Source organism: Streptomyces sp. NPDC048171 (assembly GCF_043202655.1).
In the GTDB taxonomy this organism is placed as follows: domain Bacteria; phylum Actinomycetota; class Actinomycetes; order Streptomycetales; family Streptomycetaceae; genus Streptomyces.
Map to the genome: position 1 here is coordinate 43,605 of NZ_JBIDAU010000008.1, position 15,297 is coordinate 58,901.

At 72.2% G+C, this 15,297-nt stretch carries 18 protein-coding genes; 12 read left to right on the forward strand and 6 right to left on the reverse strand.

Annotated elements, in window-relative coordinates; translation table 11 throughout:
- Positions 1–514 precede the first annotated feature (514 nt).
- From ACGF3J_RS22715 to ACGF3J_RS22740, 6 genes are all read left to right on the forward strand, one after another.
- Positions 515–1,297, forward strand: a complete 783-nt coding sequence (locus ACGF3J_RS22715) for an ABC transporter ATP-binding protein (RefSeq protein WP_161332271.1) — start codon at positions 515–517, stop codon at positions 1,295–1,297.
- Complete coding sequence (locus tag ACGF3J_RS22720) at positions 1,294–2,082, forward strand: ABC transporter ATP-binding protein (RefSeq protein ID WP_393854554.1); 789 nt, start codon at positions 1,294–1,296, stop codon at positions 2,080–2,082. Before ACGF3J_RS22715 ends, ACGF3J_RS22720 begins: the two co-directional genes overlap by 4 nt.
- Complete coding sequence (locus ACGF3J_RS22725) at positions 2,079–2,978, forward strand: branched-chain amino acid ABC transporter permease (protein ID WP_161332269.1); 900 nt, start codon at positions 2,079–2,081, stop codon at positions 2,976–2,978. The genes ACGF3J_RS22720 and ACGF3J_RS22725 overlap by 4 nt, the downstream gene beginning before the upstream one ends.
- Positions 2,971–4,116 (forward strand): branched-chain amino acid ABC transporter permease, encoded by a 1,146-nt coding sequence (locus ACGF3J_RS22730; RefSeq protein WP_393854555.1) that lies wholly within the window; start codon positions 2,971–2,973, stop codon positions 4,114–4,116. The genes ACGF3J_RS22725 and ACGF3J_RS22730 overlap by 8 nt, the downstream gene beginning before the upstream one ends.
- Positions 4,113–5,393: an ABC transporter substrate-binding protein gene (locus ACGF3J_RS22735; protein WP_161332267.1), complete on the forward strand. Its 1,281-nt coding sequence runs from the start codon at positions 4,113–4,115 to the stop codon at positions 5,391–5,393. The genes ACGF3J_RS22730 and ACGF3J_RS22735 overlap by 4 nt, the downstream gene beginning before the upstream one ends.
- Before the next feature lie 146 nt (positions 5,394–5,539).
- On the forward strand, positions 5,540–6,358 hold the full coding sequence (locus ACGF3J_RS22740) for an SAM-dependent methyltransferase (protein WP_161332266.1): 819 nt from the start codon (positions 5,540–5,542) through the stop codon (positions 6,356–6,358).
- Positions 6,359–6,440: 82 nt separating this feature from the next.
- Here ACGF3J_RS22740 and ACGF3J_RS22745 read toward each other — a convergent pair whose 3' ends face one another.
- Together ACGF3J_RS22745 and ACGF3J_RS22750 are read right to left on the reverse strand one after the other, a co-directional pair.
- Positions 6,441–7,361 (reverse strand): helix-turn-helix domain-containing protein, encoded by a 921-nt coding sequence (locus ACGF3J_RS22745; protein WP_386933054.1) that lies wholly within the window; start codon positions 7,359–7,361, stop codon positions 6,441–6,443.
- Between the two features lie 117 nt (positions 7,362–7,478).
- Positions 7,479–7,706 carry a DUF397 domain-containing protein gene (locus ACGF3J_RS22750; RefSeq protein WP_393854556.1) on the reverse strand — a complete coding sequence of 76 codons (228 nt, stop codon included), beginning with the start codon at positions 7,704–7,706 and terminating at the stop codon, positions 7,479–7,481.
- 179 nt (positions 7,707–7,885) lie between these two features.
- Here ACGF3J_RS22750 and ACGF3J_RS22755 point away from each other — a divergent pair, with 179 nt between their 5' ends.
- The 4 genes from ACGF3J_RS22755 (at position 7,886) to ACGF3J_RS22770 (ending at position 11,340) form a co-directional block, all read left to right on the forward strand.
- Positions 7,886–8,401, forward strand: coding sequence for an ATP-binding protein (locus tag ACGF3J_RS22755; RefSeq protein WP_393854557.1), 516 nt, complete (start codon positions 7,886–7,888; stop codon positions 8,399–8,401).
- Between the two features lie 29 nt (positions 8,402–8,430).
- A complete protein-coding gene (locus ACGF3J_RS22760; RefSeq protein WP_202559004.1) occupies positions 8,431–8,973 on the forward strand; it encodes a hypothetical protein in 543 nt (180 codons plus the stop codon).
- Between the two features lie 180 nt (positions 8,974–9,153).
- A complete protein-coding gene (locus ACGF3J_RS22765; RefSeq protein WP_393854558.1) occupies positions 9,154–10,923 on the forward strand; it encodes an ABC transporter ATP-binding protein in 1,770 nt (589 codons plus the stop codon).
- A 153-nt stretch (positions 10,924–11,076) separates the two neighbouring features.
- Positions 11,077–11,340: a DUF5133 domain-containing protein gene (locus tag ACGF3J_RS22770; RefSeq protein ID WP_393854559.1), complete on the forward strand. Its 264-nt coding sequence runs from the start codon at positions 11,077–11,079 to the stop codon at positions 11,338–11,340.
- 67 nt (positions 11,341–11,407) lie between these two features.
- Here ACGF3J_RS22770 and ACGF3J_RS22775 read toward each other — a convergent pair whose 3' ends face one another.
- Positions 11,408–12,376 (reverse strand): GlxA family transcriptional regulator, encoded by a 969-nt coding sequence (locus tag ACGF3J_RS22775; protein ID WP_393854560.1) that lies wholly within the window; start codon positions 12,374–12,376, stop codon positions 11,408–11,410.
- Positions 12,377–12,584: 208 nt separating this feature from the next.
- Here ACGF3J_RS22775 and ACGF3J_RS22780 point away from each other — a divergent pair, with 208 nt between their 5' ends.
- Both ACGF3J_RS22780 and ACGF3J_RS22785 read left to right on the forward strand, forming a co-directional pair.
- Entirely contained in the window at positions 12,585–13,076 is a 492-nt protein-coding gene (locus ACGF3J_RS22780; RefSeq protein WP_393854561.1) for a hypothetical protein, read from the forward strand.
- Between the two features lie 108 nt (positions 13,077–13,184).
- Positions 13,185–13,436, forward strand: coding sequence for a hypothetical protein (locus tag ACGF3J_RS22785; protein WP_393854562.1), 252 nt, complete (start codon positions 13,185–13,187; stop codon positions 13,434–13,436).
- A 28-nt stretch (positions 13,437–13,464) separates the two neighbouring features.
- Here the strand turns inward: ACGF3J_RS22785 and tgmB are convergent, their stop codons facing one another.
- The 3 genes from tgmB to ACGF3J_RS22800 form a co-directional block, all read right to left on the reverse strand.
- Positions 13,465–14,451 carry an ATP-grasp ribosomal peptide maturase gene (gene tgmB / locus ACGF3J_RS22790; RefSeq protein ID WP_393854563.1) on the reverse strand — a complete coding sequence of 329 codons (987 nt, stop codon included), beginning with the start codon at positions 14,449–14,451 and terminating at the stop codon, positions 13,465–13,467.
- A gap of 16 nt (positions 14,452–14,467) precedes the next feature.
- A complete protein-coding gene (tgmA, locus tag ACGF3J_RS22795) occupies positions 14,468–14,659 on the reverse strand; it encodes a putative ATP-grasp-modified RiPP (protein ID WP_003978169.1) in 192 nt (63 codons plus the stop codon).
- Positions 14,660–14,778: 119 nt separating this feature from the next.
- Positions 14,779–15,102, reverse strand: a complete 324-nt coding sequence (locus ACGF3J_RS22800; protein WP_161328166.1) for a YkvA family protein — start codon at positions 15,100–15,102, stop codon at positions 14,779–14,781.
- Positions 15,103–15,297 lie beyond the last annotated feature (195 nt).

Below are 15,297 nucleotides of genomic sequence, written 5' to 3' on the forward strand. Positions count from 1 at the left end.
CCGCCCGCTGCTGTGGTCCCGTGGGTTGCTGGGTTTTCGTCGCGCGGTGGGTCAGGTTGCGGCGGTGCGACCGGGCTCCTGCCCGCTGCTGTGGTCCTGCGGGTTGCCGGGTTTTCGTCGCGCGGTGGGTCAGGTTGCGGCGGTGCGACCGGGCTCCTGCCCGCTGCTGTGGTCCTGCGGGTTGCTGGGTTTTCGTCGCGCGGTGGGTCAGGTTGCGGCGGTGCGACCGGGCTCCTGCCCGCTGCTGCGGTCCTGCGGGCTGCCGGGGTTTCGTCGCGCGGACGGCCGAGCCGCGCCACCGCGTTCCCGCCCGCTCCCGCAGCCCCACCCGCCCCACCACCCCGCACCCCTGCCGCCTCCCCGCCTGGGCATCCGCACAGACTCTCCGCCCCCGGACTGGGACGCCGCAGCGACCCGGCCCGGGTGCCCTGTACGGGCACCCGTGTCCGTGCTGTCGTGAGCTCCCCCCATTCACCCGTCACCGTGCCGATTCGGCCGGTCCCAAGGAGCCGCGATGCCCGCAGCACCACCGGACGGTGCGCCCGCGCTGCACGTCGAGAGCCTCGACGTGACGTACGGGCGCGCGCTGTCCGCCCTCCGCTCCGTGTCCCTGACCGTCCCGCACGGCGCCGTCGTCGCCCTCCTCGGTGCCAACGGCGCCGGCAAGACGACGCTGCTGCGGGCCGTCTCGGGCACACTGCGCCTGCACCGAGGGGCGATCACGGCCGGCCGTGTCCGCTACGGCGACACGGAACTCGACGGCCGGGACCCGGTCGCCGCCGTACGCGCCGGAGTCGTCCAGGTGCCCGAGGGCAGGCGGGTGTTCGCCGGACTCACCGTCGACGAGAACCTGCGAGCCGGCGGGCTCGGCCTCGGCCGACGCGCCCCGGCCCAGGTCCGCGAGGGAAGGGACCGCGTCTTCGCGCTCTTCCCCCGGCTCGCCGAACGCCCCCGCCAGGCCGCCGGCCTGCTGTCCGGCGGGGAGCAGCAGATGCTGGCCATCGGCCGCGCCCTGATGGCCGCGCCCCGCCTGCTCCTCCTGGACGAGCCCTCCCTCGGCCTCGCCCCGATGATGGTGGACCGCATCGCCGGAGTCGTCCGCGAGATCAACGCCCAGGGCACCGCCGTCCTGCTCGTCGAACAGAACGCCGGCATGGCCCTGTCCCTCGCCGAAGAGGCATACGTCCTGGAGGTCGGCGAGGTCCGGCTCTCCGGCCCCGCCGCGGAGCTCGCCCGGACCGACGCCGTACGCCGCCTCTACCTGGGCGAGACCACCGACGACCAGGGGGCCGCGTGACCGCCCCCGAAGCGCTCCACGTCCGGGGCGTGACCGTGCGCTTCGCCGGACTCGTCGCCCTCGACGACGTCTCCTTCACCGTCGCCCCCGGCACCCTGCATGCCGTCATCGGCCCCAACGGCGCCGGCAAGTCCACCTGCTTCAACGTCCTGTCGGGTCTGTACCGCCCCACCACCGGCACCGTACGGCTCGGCGACGCCGAGCTGACGCGCCTCGCCCCGCACCGCATCGCGGCGCTCGGCGTGGCCCGCACCTTCCAGAACATCGTCACCACCCAGGGCACCGTCGCCGACAACCTGATGCTCGGCCGCCACGCCCTGTCCCGCGCCGGTTTCGCCGCCAGCGCCCTGCGGCTGCCGCGCGCCGTGCGCGAGCAGCGCGAGCATCTCGCCAAGGCCCGGGAGATCGCCGAACTCGTCGGCCTCGCAGCCCACTTCACCTCGCCCGTCGCCCTGCTCTCCTACGGCGACCGCAAGCGCGTCGAACTCGCCCGCGCCCTCTGTCTGGAGCCCCGTGTCCTGCTGCTCGACGAACCCGTGGCCGGCATGAACGCCGCCGAACGCGCCCGCATGACCGAGGTCGTCCGGGAGATCCGTGCCGAACTCGGCCTCTCCGTCGTCCTGGTCGAACACGACATGGGACTGGTGATGCGGCTCGCCGACGAGGTCACCGTCCTCGACTTCGGCAAGGCCATCGCCCACGGCACCCCCGACGAGGTCCGGCGCGACCCCGAGGTGCTGCGCGCCTACCTCGGCACCGGCACCACCGGGGAGGACGCGGCATGAGCGGCTTCCTCGACAACCTCCTCAACGGCCTCGCCCTCGGCTCCGTCTACGCCCTGATCGCGCTGGGCTTCGTCACCATCTTCAAGGCCTCCGGCGTACTGAACTTCGCCCACGGCTCCCTGCTGCTGCTCGGCGGCTACCTCGTCGCCGTCCTCCACGACGACCTCGGCTTCGCCGGGGCGCTGGCCGTCGCGGTCCTCGTGACGGCGGCCGTGGCGGGGGCGCTGGACCGGCTGCTGCTCCAGCCGGTCGGCGGCGGCGACCCGCACGCCGCGCACGTCCAGACCATCGTCACCATCGGCATCGACATCGTCCTGGTCACCGACCTGGCCCGGCGCATCGGCGGCGACCTGCTGCCGCTCGGCGACCCCTGGGGCGACGCCGTGACCGACCTCGGCCCGGTGACCGTGGCCGACAGCCGCGTCGCCGCGATCCTGGTCTCCGCCCTCGCCATCGGCGGCGCCTTCGCCCTCTTCCGGTTCACCTCGTGGGGACTCTCGCTCCGCGCCGCCGCCGAGGACTCGGAGGCCGCCGCCCTGATGGGCGTACGGCTGACCCGGGTGCGCACCGCCGCCTGGTGCCTGGCCGGCGGACTCGCCGCGCTCGCCGCGGTCTTCCTGGTCGCCTTCCCCGCGCCCGGCCTGGAGCGCACCACCGGGCAAATCGCCCTGAAGGCCTTCCCGGCCGCCATCCTCGGCGGCATGGCCTCACCGGTCGGCGCCCTCGTCGGCAGCATGCTGATCGGCCTCACCGAGGCGTTCGTCGCCGGCTACCAGACCGACCTGCACGTCCTCGGCGAGGGCTTCGGCGACGTCGCGCCGTACGCCGTGATGGTGCTGGTCCTGCTGGTGCGGCCCGCCGGACTCTTCGCGGCGAAGGGAGCGGCCCGTGTCTGACCGACTCTCCGGCCTCCTCCGACGCGGCGGCCTCCTGCTGCCCGTCCTCCTCCTGTGCGCCCTGCCCTTCTACCTGGACGCCTTCTGGCTGCGCATCGGCCTGTTCTCCATGGCCGCGGCCATCGGGGCCGTCGGGCTCGGCCTGCTCAGCGGCACCGCCGGACAGCTCTCCCTCGGCCACGCCTTCTTCCTCGCGGTCGGCGCGTACGGCTACGTGTGGCTGGCCGGCGAGCCAGGCCCCGGGCTGCCGCCCTCCCTCGCCGCGCTGCTCGCCGTGCTCCTGGCCGGCGCCGCCGGAGGCCTGTTCAGTCCCGTCGCCGGCCGGGTCAAGGGCATCTACCTGGGCGTGGCCACCCTCGCCCTGGTCTTCCTCGGCCACCACGTCCTGCTCACCGCGGACTCCGTCACCGGCGGCTTCAACGGGCGCTCGGTGCCGCCGCTGGAGCTGGGCGGGTTCACCTTCGCGGAGACCGACCCCGAACTGACGGTCCTGGGCGTGCCGTTCGGTGCCGAGGAACGGCTCTGGTACCTGGGCCTGGTCCTGTTCGCAGTCACCTGGTTCACCGCCCGCGGACTGCTGCGCGGGCGTCCGGGCCGCGCCCTGGTCGCCCTGCGCGACAGCGAGACCGCGGCGTCGGTGATGGGCGTGCACGTGGCGCGGTACCGCTCGGCGGCGTTCGTCGTCTCCTCCATGTACGCGGGCCTGGCCGGCGTCCTGCTCGCGCTCTCCTTCCGCCGCGTCGTCCCCGACTACTTCTCCCTCGCCCTCTCCGTCGACTACCTCGCCATGATCGTCATCGGCGGCCTCGGCTCGGTCGCCGGAGCCACCGCGGGAGCCGTCTTCGTCACCGCGCTGCCCCTGCTGATGACCCGCTACGCCGACCAGTTGCCGCTGGTGGCGACCCCGGGTTCCGGCGGCGGATCGATCGGCCCGACCGAGGCGTCCCGCTACCTCTACGGCGCCGCGATCGTCGTGATCCTCCTCTACGCCCCCGACGGCCTGCACGGACTGGCCCGCCGCACCCGCGCCCGCCTGCGCCGCCGGCCGTCCGCCGCCGGCCCGCCCGACGGCGGGTCCCCGCTCACCTCCCCGACCACCACCGCCAACGCCGCACGAGCCAAGGAGCACACCCCGTGAACGTCACGCACCCCAGGCCCCGCACCGCCCGGACCGCCGCCCTGGCGGCGGCACTGGCCGCCGTGCTGCTCGCGGGCACCGCCTGCAGCTCCAAGGCGGACGGCGGAGGCACCGACGACGCCGCGGACGGCGTCAAGACCGGCCCCGGCGTCAGCGAGAAGACCATCAAGCTGGGCGCGCTCACCGACCTCACCGGCCCCTACGCCACCCTCGGCAAGAGCATCGTGCAGGCCCAGCAGATGTGGGCCGACGAGACCAACGCCGCGGGCGGCATCTGCGGAAGACAGGTCGAGATCGTCGTCAAGGACCACGGCTACGACGTGCAGAAGGCGGTCACCGCCTACGCCGACATCGCCCCGGACGTCGTCGCCCTGCCCCAGGTCATCGGCTCCCCGGTGGTCGCGGCCCTGCTGGACGACATCGAGCGGGACCACATGCTGACCTTCCCGCAGGCCTGGGCCGCCTCCCTGCTGGGTCGGGACTCCGTCCAGGTCCTGGGCACCACCTACGACCTGGACATGATCGCCGCCGTCGACTTCCTGACCCGCACCAAGAAGCTCGCCAAGGGCGACACCATCGGCCACGTGTACTTCGAGGGCGACTACGGGACCAACGCCCTGGAGGGCTCCGAGTGGGCCGCCGAGGAGGCGGGGATGAAGGTGGTCGGGCAGAAGATCAAGGCCACGGACACCGATCTGTCCGCACAGGTCTCCGCGTTGAGCAAGGCCGGCGTGAAGGCGGTGCTGATCAGCGCGGGCCCCGCGCAGACCGCCTCGCTGGCCGGCGTGGCCGCCGCCCGGGGGCTGAAGGTGCCGATCGTCAGCAGTGCCCCCGGCTACGCCCCGCAGCTGATGAAGACGCCCGCGGCGGCGGCCCTGGCGGCCATGGTCCACGTGGTCAGCGCGGCACCGGCGGTCAGCTCCGACCTGCCGGGCGTGAAGAAGATGGTCGCCGACTACGGAAAGAAGTACCCCGGGGAGCTGGTCGACTCCGGCGTGCTCTCCGGCTACAACGCCGCCAGACTCATGGGCGCCGACCTGAAGAAGGCATGTGAGGGAGGCAGCCTCGCCCGCGCGGACGTCGTCAAGGCGCACCGCTCGCAGAAGAACGCCGACACCGGTCTCGGCACCCCGCAGGACTTCACCCTCGTGACCGCGCCCGCCAGCCGGGAGACGTACGTCCTGAAGCCCGACGCGAAGGCCGTCGGCGCACTGGTCGGCGTGGAGGAGGCCCACAAGGCCCCCGGCGCGGACGCGTACCTGGCCGCCCGCGGCTGATGGATCGGGTGGCCGTCAACTCCGCTGTCCGGCAATGGGTTTGACGGCCACTTGATCAGCCCCCTGGTTTCGCTGACCACCCGGTCCCTAGGATGTACTCTCAGTCAGGCCAGTCCAGTTGGCGCCCGTACGGAGCTGGGGGAACGATGCAAGCCGACAAGCAGGTGTCCACGGAAATCGACGCCAACGTGCCCACAGCCGCACGGATGTACGACTACTACCTGGGCGGCAAGGACAACTACGCGGCCGACCGGGCCGCGGTCGGCGAGCTCGACAAGGTCGTGCCCAGCACGCGCCGCCTCGCGCTCAACAACCGGCGCTTCCTCCAGCGGGTGGTCAGGACCCTCGCGCAGGAGTACGGCGTCCGGCAGTTCCTCGACCACGGATCCGGCCTGCCCACACAGGACAACGTGCACCAGGTCGCCCAGCGGGTCGCCCCGGACTCCCGCGTCGTCTACGTCGACAACGATCCGATGGTGCTGGTCCACGGCCGGGCCCTGCTCGACCAGAACGAACAGACCGCCGTCATCCACGCCGACATGCGGTCGACCGAGGAGATCTTCTCCCACCCGGATACCCAGCGCCTGATCGACTTCTCGCAGCCGGTCGCCGTGCTGTTCAACTCGGTATTCCACTGCATCCCGGACAGCGACACCGACGGTCCCCAGGCGGTCGTCCGCCGTGTCACCGAGCGGCTCGCCCCCGGCAGCTACGCGGTGATGTGCCAGCTGGTCAGCGAGGACGCCGAGGTGCGGAAGTTCGTCACGGACTTCATGAACCAGGCGACTCAGGGGCACTGGGGGCGGGTCCGCGAGCCCAAGGACGTCGAGGCATACTTCGAGGGCATGGAGATCCTGGAGCCCGGCCTGGTCGAGGTCTCCACCTGGCGTCCGGACACCGAGGTCGCGCCCCGTCAGCTCACCGACGAGTGGATCGAGTTCGGCGGCCTGGGCCGCCTGCGCTGACCCGTCCGAACGGCACGGAGGAGGGGCCCCGCAGCTCGTGTGCGGGGCCCCTCCTCCGTGCCTGCCGTCCTGGCGGGTCGTGCTACTTCGCCGCGTAGCGCTCCGCCATCGTCCGGCGCAGCAGGTCCAGGGTCTCGCGCGGAGTCAGCGCCTCGTCGGCGAGCCGGTCCAGGGCGACCCGGTACTCCTCGGTCTCGTCCCGGTCCTCCAGGAAGTTGGCGCTCCTGATGTGCTCCAGGTAGACGACGTCGGGCAGGTCGGCGCCGCCGAAGCGCAGATAGGTGACGGGTATCGCGGGCGCCGACGCGTTGGTCACGTCCAGCGGCACGACCTGAAGCGTCACGTGGGGCCGCTGGGCCAGGTCGACGAGGTGCGTGAGCTGCTCGTGCATGACCTCGCGGCTGCCCAGTACGCGCAGCAGCACCGACTCGTCGATGATCGCCCACAGCTGTGGCGCGTCCCGGCGCTCCAGCAGTTCCGCGCGGCGCATGCGCAGTTCGACGCGGCGGCCGACCTCGCCGGCGGGCGCGTTCGGCAGGCCGCGCTCGACCACGGCCCGGGTGTAGGCCGCGGTCTGGAGCAGACCGGGGACGTACTGGATCTCGAACGTACGGATGGTGGCCGCGGCCTCCTGGAGGCCGACCAGGCGGTCGAACCACTCGGGCATCAGCCGCTTGTCGTACCGCTGCCACCAGCCCGGTTCGCCGGCGCGCTGCAACAGCTTGAGCAGGACCGAGGCCTCGTAGGGGTCGGTGCCGTACTTCTCCAGCAGCGCGCGGACGTCGGTCTCCGTCGGAGGCCTGCGGCCCTTGCCGGACTCGATGCGCGAGAGCTTCGCGGGGCTGAAGCCGAGAGCGCGGGCCGCCTGGTCCTGGGAGAGGCCGGCGTCCTCGCGGAAGCCCGCCAGCTGAACGCCGACGAGCATCTTCAGCAGAGTCGGAGCCGGCTCGGCCCGGTCCAGATAGGGTTCGAGACGGGAGATGCGATGCGACGCGGCGGACATCCTGACTCCCAGCAGACCGGCAGACTTGAGGCAAAGACTATCTCATCCCACTGGCTCCGGACGCATCCACCCGTAGAAAAAGGGTAGTTGGGTTCCGCTTCCCGTCGCTGCCCCGTCTCACAGCAGGTGGTCGAACTCGCCCTCCTTCGCCCCGGCGAGGAAGGAGGCCACCTCGGCGGAGGTGTAGACGAGTGCGGGGCCGTCCGGATCGCGGGAGTTGCGCATCGCGATGCCCCCGTCCACGAGGGCCACTTCGACGCAGTTGCCCTCGGCGTTGCTGTGCCGACTCTTCTTCCAGCAGGCGTCCAACAGGCTGGCCTGCACTCCGTTGCGCACTGGTGGCACCGCGGTCTCCTTGCCGTTCGGGGGAGCGGACCGAGTACTTCCGGTCCTGCGCGCTCCCATCCGATTTTTTTCGCGCAATTTCTCGTGCAATTGCACGCGAGCGCTCTCAGCGTGGATAATAGCCGTGGCGTCAACCCCTCGGTGGACGCCCGATTCTGATGTCGCATCAGGGAGATGCAGTGCCGTCACCTGCGCATCCAACGCTCCGGTCGCCCGGCGAACGCGCCGAGCGGCCGCCCGCCGCTCCGTACGCCAAGTACCCCGCACCGGGCGGTGATCGGCCGGCCTCCGCGATGCTGCGCGTCGCGTGCAGCGGGGAGGGCTTCGCCCGGGCCAGGGTGTTCACCCGGGACACGCTGCGCGCGTGGTCCCTCGACCACCGCGGTGACGACGCGGTCCTGGTGATCACCGAACTGGTCTCCAACGCCGTGGCGCACGCCGTGCCCTCGGCGGCGGCGGGCAGCGCGCCCGAGATCCGGCTGGGGCTCGCCCTGGACCCCGGTCACCTGACGCTGACCGTCTCCGACCCCGGGGACGGCGCACCCGTGTTCCAGCCGTTCGACGACTCCGCACTCCGGGAGCACGGACGCGGCCTGTACATCGTCGACGCGCTCGCCGAGGAGTGGGGCTGGACCCCGAGGCCTCCCGCGGGCAAGACGGTCTGGGCCAAGTTGCCGACCAGCCCCCTCACCTGACCCCGACTGCCGCGGAAGGGCCCCCCACCATGCGCAGCGCTCCGACACCCGAGCCGAGCATCCAGCGCACCGACCGACAGCCGCACGGCTCGCACCGCACCGCCGCCCTCCTCGCCGGACTCGACGGCGTGCCCTGGGGAGAGATCCAGGACTCCAGCGGCTCGGCCGCCGCCATTCCCCGGCTGCTGCGCAAGGTCGCCTGGGGCGATGCCGAGACCGCCCGAGCGGCTCTCAACGACCTGCGGAAACGCATCTGCCAGTACGGCTTCGTCGTGGAGCAGGCCACCGCCGCGACCGTCCCCTTCCTCTGGGAGCTCGCGCAGCGGCCCCAGGTGAGCTGCCGGGCGCAGATCATCCAGCTGCTCAAGAATATCGCGGACGCCCGCCAGTGGGAGACCACCGCCACCGCCTACCCCAAACTGCTCAACCACCGTGAGAACCCGGTGGCGTGGGAGCGCGCCGCGCGGCAGGCGGTCCGCGCAAGGCGGGACGGGCTGGAGCGGCTGCTGGCGGATGACGACAGCGAGATCACGCGCGCCACGACCGAACTCGCCCGCACGCTCGGAGACTGAGACCCGCGCCCTCCACGGGGGAGAAGGCGCGGGTCTCCCCTCCGGAACGCGGGATCCGGGGCACGGGAGCCGGGCGCGGGATCCAAGGCGCGGGACGGTGTGGCGTACTCCTTGCCGACGGGGTAGGAAGGCGCGCGGAGTAAGCGCTTGCCCCACTCGGTCACCTGGAGGACCACGCCGATGGCGTCGCCACCCGCAAAACCGCTCGATCACCGCTACCGGGGCGAACACCCGATACGCACGCTCGTCTACCTGCTCAGCCCCGACCGCCGCCAACTGGCCGGAGCAGTAGTCGTGTTCACCGTGAAGCACAGCCCTATCTGGCTGCTGCCCCTCATCACCGCGACCATCATCGACACCGTCGTCCAGCACGGTCCGATCGGCGACCTGTGGACCAGCACCGGGGTCATCATGTTCATCCTGCTGGTCAACTACCCGTTGCATCTGCTGTACGTGCGCCTCCTGTACGGCAGCGTCCGCCGCATGGGCACCGGTCTGCGCTCGGCGCTCTGCACGCGGATGCAGCAGCTCTCCATCGGCTACCACTCCCGGGTCAGCGCGGGCGTCCTGCAGGCCAAGGTCGTCCGGGACGTGGAGACGGTGGAGCAGATGGTGCAGCAGACCGCCGAGACCGGACTCGGCGCGCTCACCGTGCTCACCGGCGGCCTGGTCATCATCGCCGTGCGCACCCCGGAGTTCCTGCCCGTCTTCCTCGTCGTCGTACCCGCCGCCTCCCTCCTCGTCGCCCGGCTCCGGGCCCGGCTGCGCACCCACAACGAGCACTTCCGCCACGAGGTCGAGACCCTGTCCTCCCGGGTCACGGAGATGACCCGGCTCATTCCGGTCACCCGCGCCCACGGCCTGGAGGGCAAGGCGCTGCGCCGCATGGACGGCACCCTGGACCGCCTGCTGACCTCCGGCCTGCGCCTGGACCTGGTCAACGGCCGCTTCGGCTCGCTCTCCTGGGTCGTGCTCAACGTGATCGGCGTCCTGGTGCTCGCCGGCGCCGCGCTGATCTCCTACTACGGCGTCTGGGGAGTCACCGCCGGCGACGTCGTGATGCTCAGCGCCTTCCTGACCACGCTCACCACCTCCACGACCACGCTGGCCTCACTCGCCCCGGTCATCACGAAGGGCCTGGAGTCCGTCCGGTCGGTCGGCGAGGTGCTCCAGGCCCCCGAACTGGAGGACAACGAGGGCAAGGCCGAGCTGACCGGACTGCGCGGCGCCGTCACCTTCGAGGGCGTCGCGCACTTCTACGAGGGGGACGGCCGGCCCGCGGTGGAGGACTTCACGCTCGCGGTCGAACCGGGCGAGACGGTCGCCCTGGTGGGCGCGTCCGGCGCCGGCAAGTCCACGGTGCTCAACCTGGTCATCGGCTTCCTGCGGCCCACCTCGGGCCGGCTGCTCCTCGACGGCACCGACATGAGCACCCTGGACCTGCGCACGTACCGGCGGTTCGTCTCGGTGGTGCCGCAGGAGTCCATCCTGTTCGACGGCACGATCCGGGACAACGTCGCCTACGGCATGGACGACGCCGACGAGGAGTCGGTGCGAACGGCCCTGCGCGACGCCAACGCCCTGGAGTTCGTCGACCGGCTGCCCCGGGGCCTGGACACCCTGGTCGGCGAACACGGGGCACGGCTGTCCGGCGGGCAGCGCCAGCGCCTCGCCATCGCCCGCGCCCTGATCCGGGACCCCCGGGTGCTGATCCTCGACGAGGCCACCTCCGCGCTGGACACCCGCTCGGAGGCGCTCGTCCAGGAGGCGCTGGCGCGGCTGCTGCGCGGGCGCACCACGTTCGTCGTGGCGCACCGGCTGTCCACCGTGCGGGGCGCGGACCGGATCGTGGTGATGGGCGAGGGGCGCATCCAGGAGGCCGGCACCCACGAGGAACTGCTGGCCAGGGGAGGGGCGTACACGGCACTGCACGGCGGCCAGGTCGCCTGACCAGTGACTGTTTCCATCAACTCGTCGCCCCATCAGGGTGGCGGCCGGACAGCCGACGACAGAATCTCGTCAATTGCGAGCAGCGACACCCGTGATGTGATTGTTCCGACCGGGTTCGGGCATACGGAGCGAAAATCGAGAGAGGGGCGCTTCGTGCTCGAACCCGACCCGAAGGTCGTCAGGGAATTGCTGACGCGGTACGCGTCGCTGCGGATCGCTCATGCGGAGAGGGAGAGCCCGGCGACGGCGCGGGAGCTGACGGACGTCAGCTACACGCTGTGCGTGATGATGGCGACGACCGGAGTCCACGACGCGGTGGCGAAGGCGGACGTACTGCTGCTCGCAAAGGGGCGGACGGCAGCGGAGGTCCCCACGGCGGACCCCGACGAGGAGCGCGGCCTGTCGCTGGCAGTCTGACCCGCCGCGCCCGGGGCCCGCGCCGCGGACCGGACCGGAGGCACGGTCCCGGTCCGCGGCGCGGTCCCTACGGGCACCCGGCCCCGGCGGGCGGCCGCCCGTGGAACGCCGCGCGGTAGGCGTACGGGGTGGTGCCGACCACCCGGCGGAACCGCTCCCGGAAGGCGGTCGGCGATCCGAAACCGGCCTGCCGGGCGATCCGTTCGACCGAGTGGTCGCCGTTCTCCAGCAGGTACTGGGCCCGCCGCACCCGCGCCCGCAGCAGCCACTGCAACGGAGTGGTCCCCGTCTGCTCGCGGAACCGGCGGCTGAAGGTGCGCTCGCTCATGCCCGAGCGCGCCGCCATCGCGGCGAGGGTGACCTCCCCGGCCAGGTTGTCCTCGATCCACTCCAGCAGCGGCTCCAGGTCCGAGCCGCGCGGCACGGGCGGACGCTCGTGAACGATGAACTGGGCCTGGCCGCCCTCCCGTTCCAGCGGTACGACACACATCCGGGCGGCGTGCGCGGCGACCGCCGACCCCAGATCCCGGCGGATCATGTGCAGGCACATGTCCAGCCCGGCCGCGGCCCCGGCCGACGTGAGGATCTGTCCGTTGTCGACATAGAGGACGTCCGGCCGCACGTCGACGCGGGGGTGGCGGCGGGCCAGTTCCGCCGCGGCGATCCAGTGGGTGGTGGCGCGCAGCCCGTCCAGCAGCCCTGCCTCCGCGAGGACGAAGGCGCCCACGCACACGGACGCGATCCGCGTACCGGCGGCCGCGGCCTGCCGCAGCGCCGCCAGGACCCGCTCGGAGGGAGGGCCGGACTCCTCGGAGCGACCCGGCACGATGATCGTGTCCGCGCTCTCCAGTGCCTCCAGGCCGCGTTCGATCCGCAGCGTGAGCCCCTCGGTGCGCACCTCCGGCGACTCCGCGCACAGGCTCACCCGGTACGGACTGCGCCCGTCGGGCAGCCGTGTCCAGTCGAACGTCTGCATGGGTGCCGCCATGTCGAACGGCACCACGTCGTCGAGGACCAGGATCGCCACGTTGTGCATGGTCGCCACCCTAGGCGGATTCCCGCCGCACACAGAACCCCTCGTCGGGCCCCGTCCGTCCGCGCGCGGCACCGGAAACGGCCTGCTGGGGGCGTTGGCGAGAATCCGTTGGAAGCTGTCGTTTCAGCCTCTGTGCGATCAACCGCCCACTTCCTAGCGTGGCCTTCCCGTACCGCATCGACCGATCCTGCCTCCGGAGCCCCGACCGATGACCAAGATCCTGCTGTCCCTCCACGTCCTGGCCGCCATCATCGCCGTCGGACCCGTCACCGTCGCGGCCAGCATGTACCCGGCGGCCGTCCGGAAGGTGCCGGTGGCCCAGCCCGCGGGGGCGGGAGCGGGGGAGGCGGACGGCCCCGGTGACGTGAGCACCGTCCGGCTGCTGCACCGCATCTGCCGGGTCTACGCCGGACTCGGCATCGCGGTGCCGGTCCTCGGCTTCGCCACCGCGGCCGCCATGGGGGTCCTCGGCGACGCGTGGCTCATCGCGTCCATCACCCTCACCGCGGCCGCCGCCGGCCTCCTGATCGCCTTCGTGCTGCCCCGCCAGGAGGAACTGCTCGAGGACCTGGCCGGCCGGCGGCCCGTGGAACACGCGCGCACGGCGCGGCTCGCCATGTTCACCGGCCTGTTCAACCTGCTGTGGGCCACGGTGACGGTCCTCATGATCGTCCGGCCCGGTTCGACGACCGGCGCCTGAGCCGCTGTCACCTCCTGGGTGGAATGCGCACCCCCGGGGGGAGGGGCGCCTAGAATGCTCAGTCGCGCCCCCGTACGGGGGCGGACGACACGAAAGGCGCGTTGACGGGTGTTCCAGGATTCCCCCATCTACGACCGACTTGTCGCCGAACGCGGTGACGTTCCCGAGCAGGTGCGACGGGACGCCGAGCGCGTGAGCAGGGAGTTGGAGGTGGTCATGCGCCCGCTGCACGCGCCCGGTCACCTGCACGCGCCCGGTCACCTGCACGCGCCCGGTCACCTGCCCGGCACCGGGCGGCAGCCGTCCCCGGGCGCCGGCTGGCAGCGCACCGCCCTGCTGCCCGGCCCGCGCCCGCACTGACGGGCTCAGCCGCGGCACCGCCCGGACCTCACTCCAGGGCCGTCGTACCCGGGTCGTCGGAGTCCGTCGCGTCCTCCGCGCCCGGCCGCGCCAGCCACTCGGCGATGGTGCGGGCGATCGGCTGGCCGGTGTCCACCTCCACGAAGCCGAACTGCCCCGACTGGTTGCACTCCAGGAACCACCAGGTGCCGTCGCCGTCCTCGGCGAAGTCGAGGGCTCCGTAGGCGAGTCCCGCCGCGCGGAGATAGGCGCGGACCGTCTCGGCCACCCGCGGTGGCACCTCCACCGGCCGCCACGGCTCGCCGGACTCCGCGAAGCGGACGTCCACCTCGGCGGTGTCCGGTTCCGCCAGGGCACTCTTCCGGGCCGCCAGCAACTCGTCGCCGACGGCGGTCAGCCGGATGTCCGCACGCTTGGCGACCCGGCGCTGCAGCAGCGTCGGACCGTGCGCCACGGCGGCGAAGTCGGCCTCGGGGGAAACCCGGCTGGTCGGCACCGCCAGAGGCGGATCCTGGGGGTGCGCGCCCGAGACGGGCTTGACCACCAGATCCGGATACCGCTCGGCGAACTCGCGTGCCGCCCGCGGAAAGGTCGTGATCAGCGTGGCCGGGACGGGCAGCCCGCAGCGCTGGGCCAGGCGCAGCTGCCAGGGCTTGTAGCGCGCCCGGTGCGCCGCGTCCGGCTGGTTCATCCAGCGCGCCCCACTGCCGCGGAGCATGCCGTACAGCGCCTGACCGGCCTCCTCGGTCAGCCACGCGGATGGCTGGGCGGCCCGGGTGGCCGCACCGCCCGGCCTGCGCACCCAGACGGACCGCAGCCCGCCGATGCTCACCAGACGGCCGCCCGAGGACAGATGGCCCCGGAAGGAACCGTGCACGAACTCGCCGGAGAGCGCGACGGAATCGGGCAGATCCGCGGGGTCCAGGCGGACCACCGGTACTCCCGACGCGTTCAGGTGCACCACCACCATGTCCGCGGTGACGTCCTCTTCACTGGTCAGGATCAACACCGTCATTCTCAGCGGTCCGTGTTCAGTCGTCGAAGTGGGTCTTCGACCCCGCGGTGGAGGTCGTGGTCCCCAGCTCCCTCAGCAGCGCGTGGTCGCAGGCGGCGACCCGCCCGTCCAACAGCACGTTCAACTGCAGCCCGGAGTCGTAGACGTACGGAGTGGTGGCTTCCAACTCCACTGCCGGCCGTGCGTAGTTGAGCGCGAACGGTTGCATCGTCTCTCCCTAGTCGGTGCTGTGCCGATCAGTTGACGACCCCATCGCGCCGTCTTCTGGTCCGCCGACTTCCTTCGGCTTCCAGAGACTTATACGAATCGAACGGGTGATTGGTTTCCTTACGCTGCGTAATCACCGGGCGAGCCGGTGCCCTGCCGCCGGTCCGTGCCGTCCCGCCGGCCGCCGAGAGAGCCGCGTGCGGAACGCAGTGCGAGGAGCAGTACGCCGATGTCGTCCAGGTAGACCGGGTCGGGCACCAGGTCCGCGGGGAGCACCAGATAGAGGACGGCGCCCCAGAAGACCCAGCGCGGGCCCGTGGGGAGCCCGGCTCGTCTGAGGTCCCGTCGGGTGCGGACCAGCCGCACCAGGACGGCCACCGCCGCCGCGAGGACCAGCGTCGCGAGCAGCGCCGCCACCAAGATCACCACTGTCGTCGTGTCCACCGGTCCCCTCCTTCGGGCTGCGCGGCGCGCACCCACTCTCCCGGATGCCCGTTCGGGGCGGCGGCAAGACCGGAGTGTGACGTCTCTCATCCCTGTGGCCCACCCGGAGTGGCAGCGCGCGCCGGACGTGCCTAGTAATGGGCAGCACAGCGCGAGTCGCATGTCGGGGACGCAGGGCGGCCGCACCCCCACCAC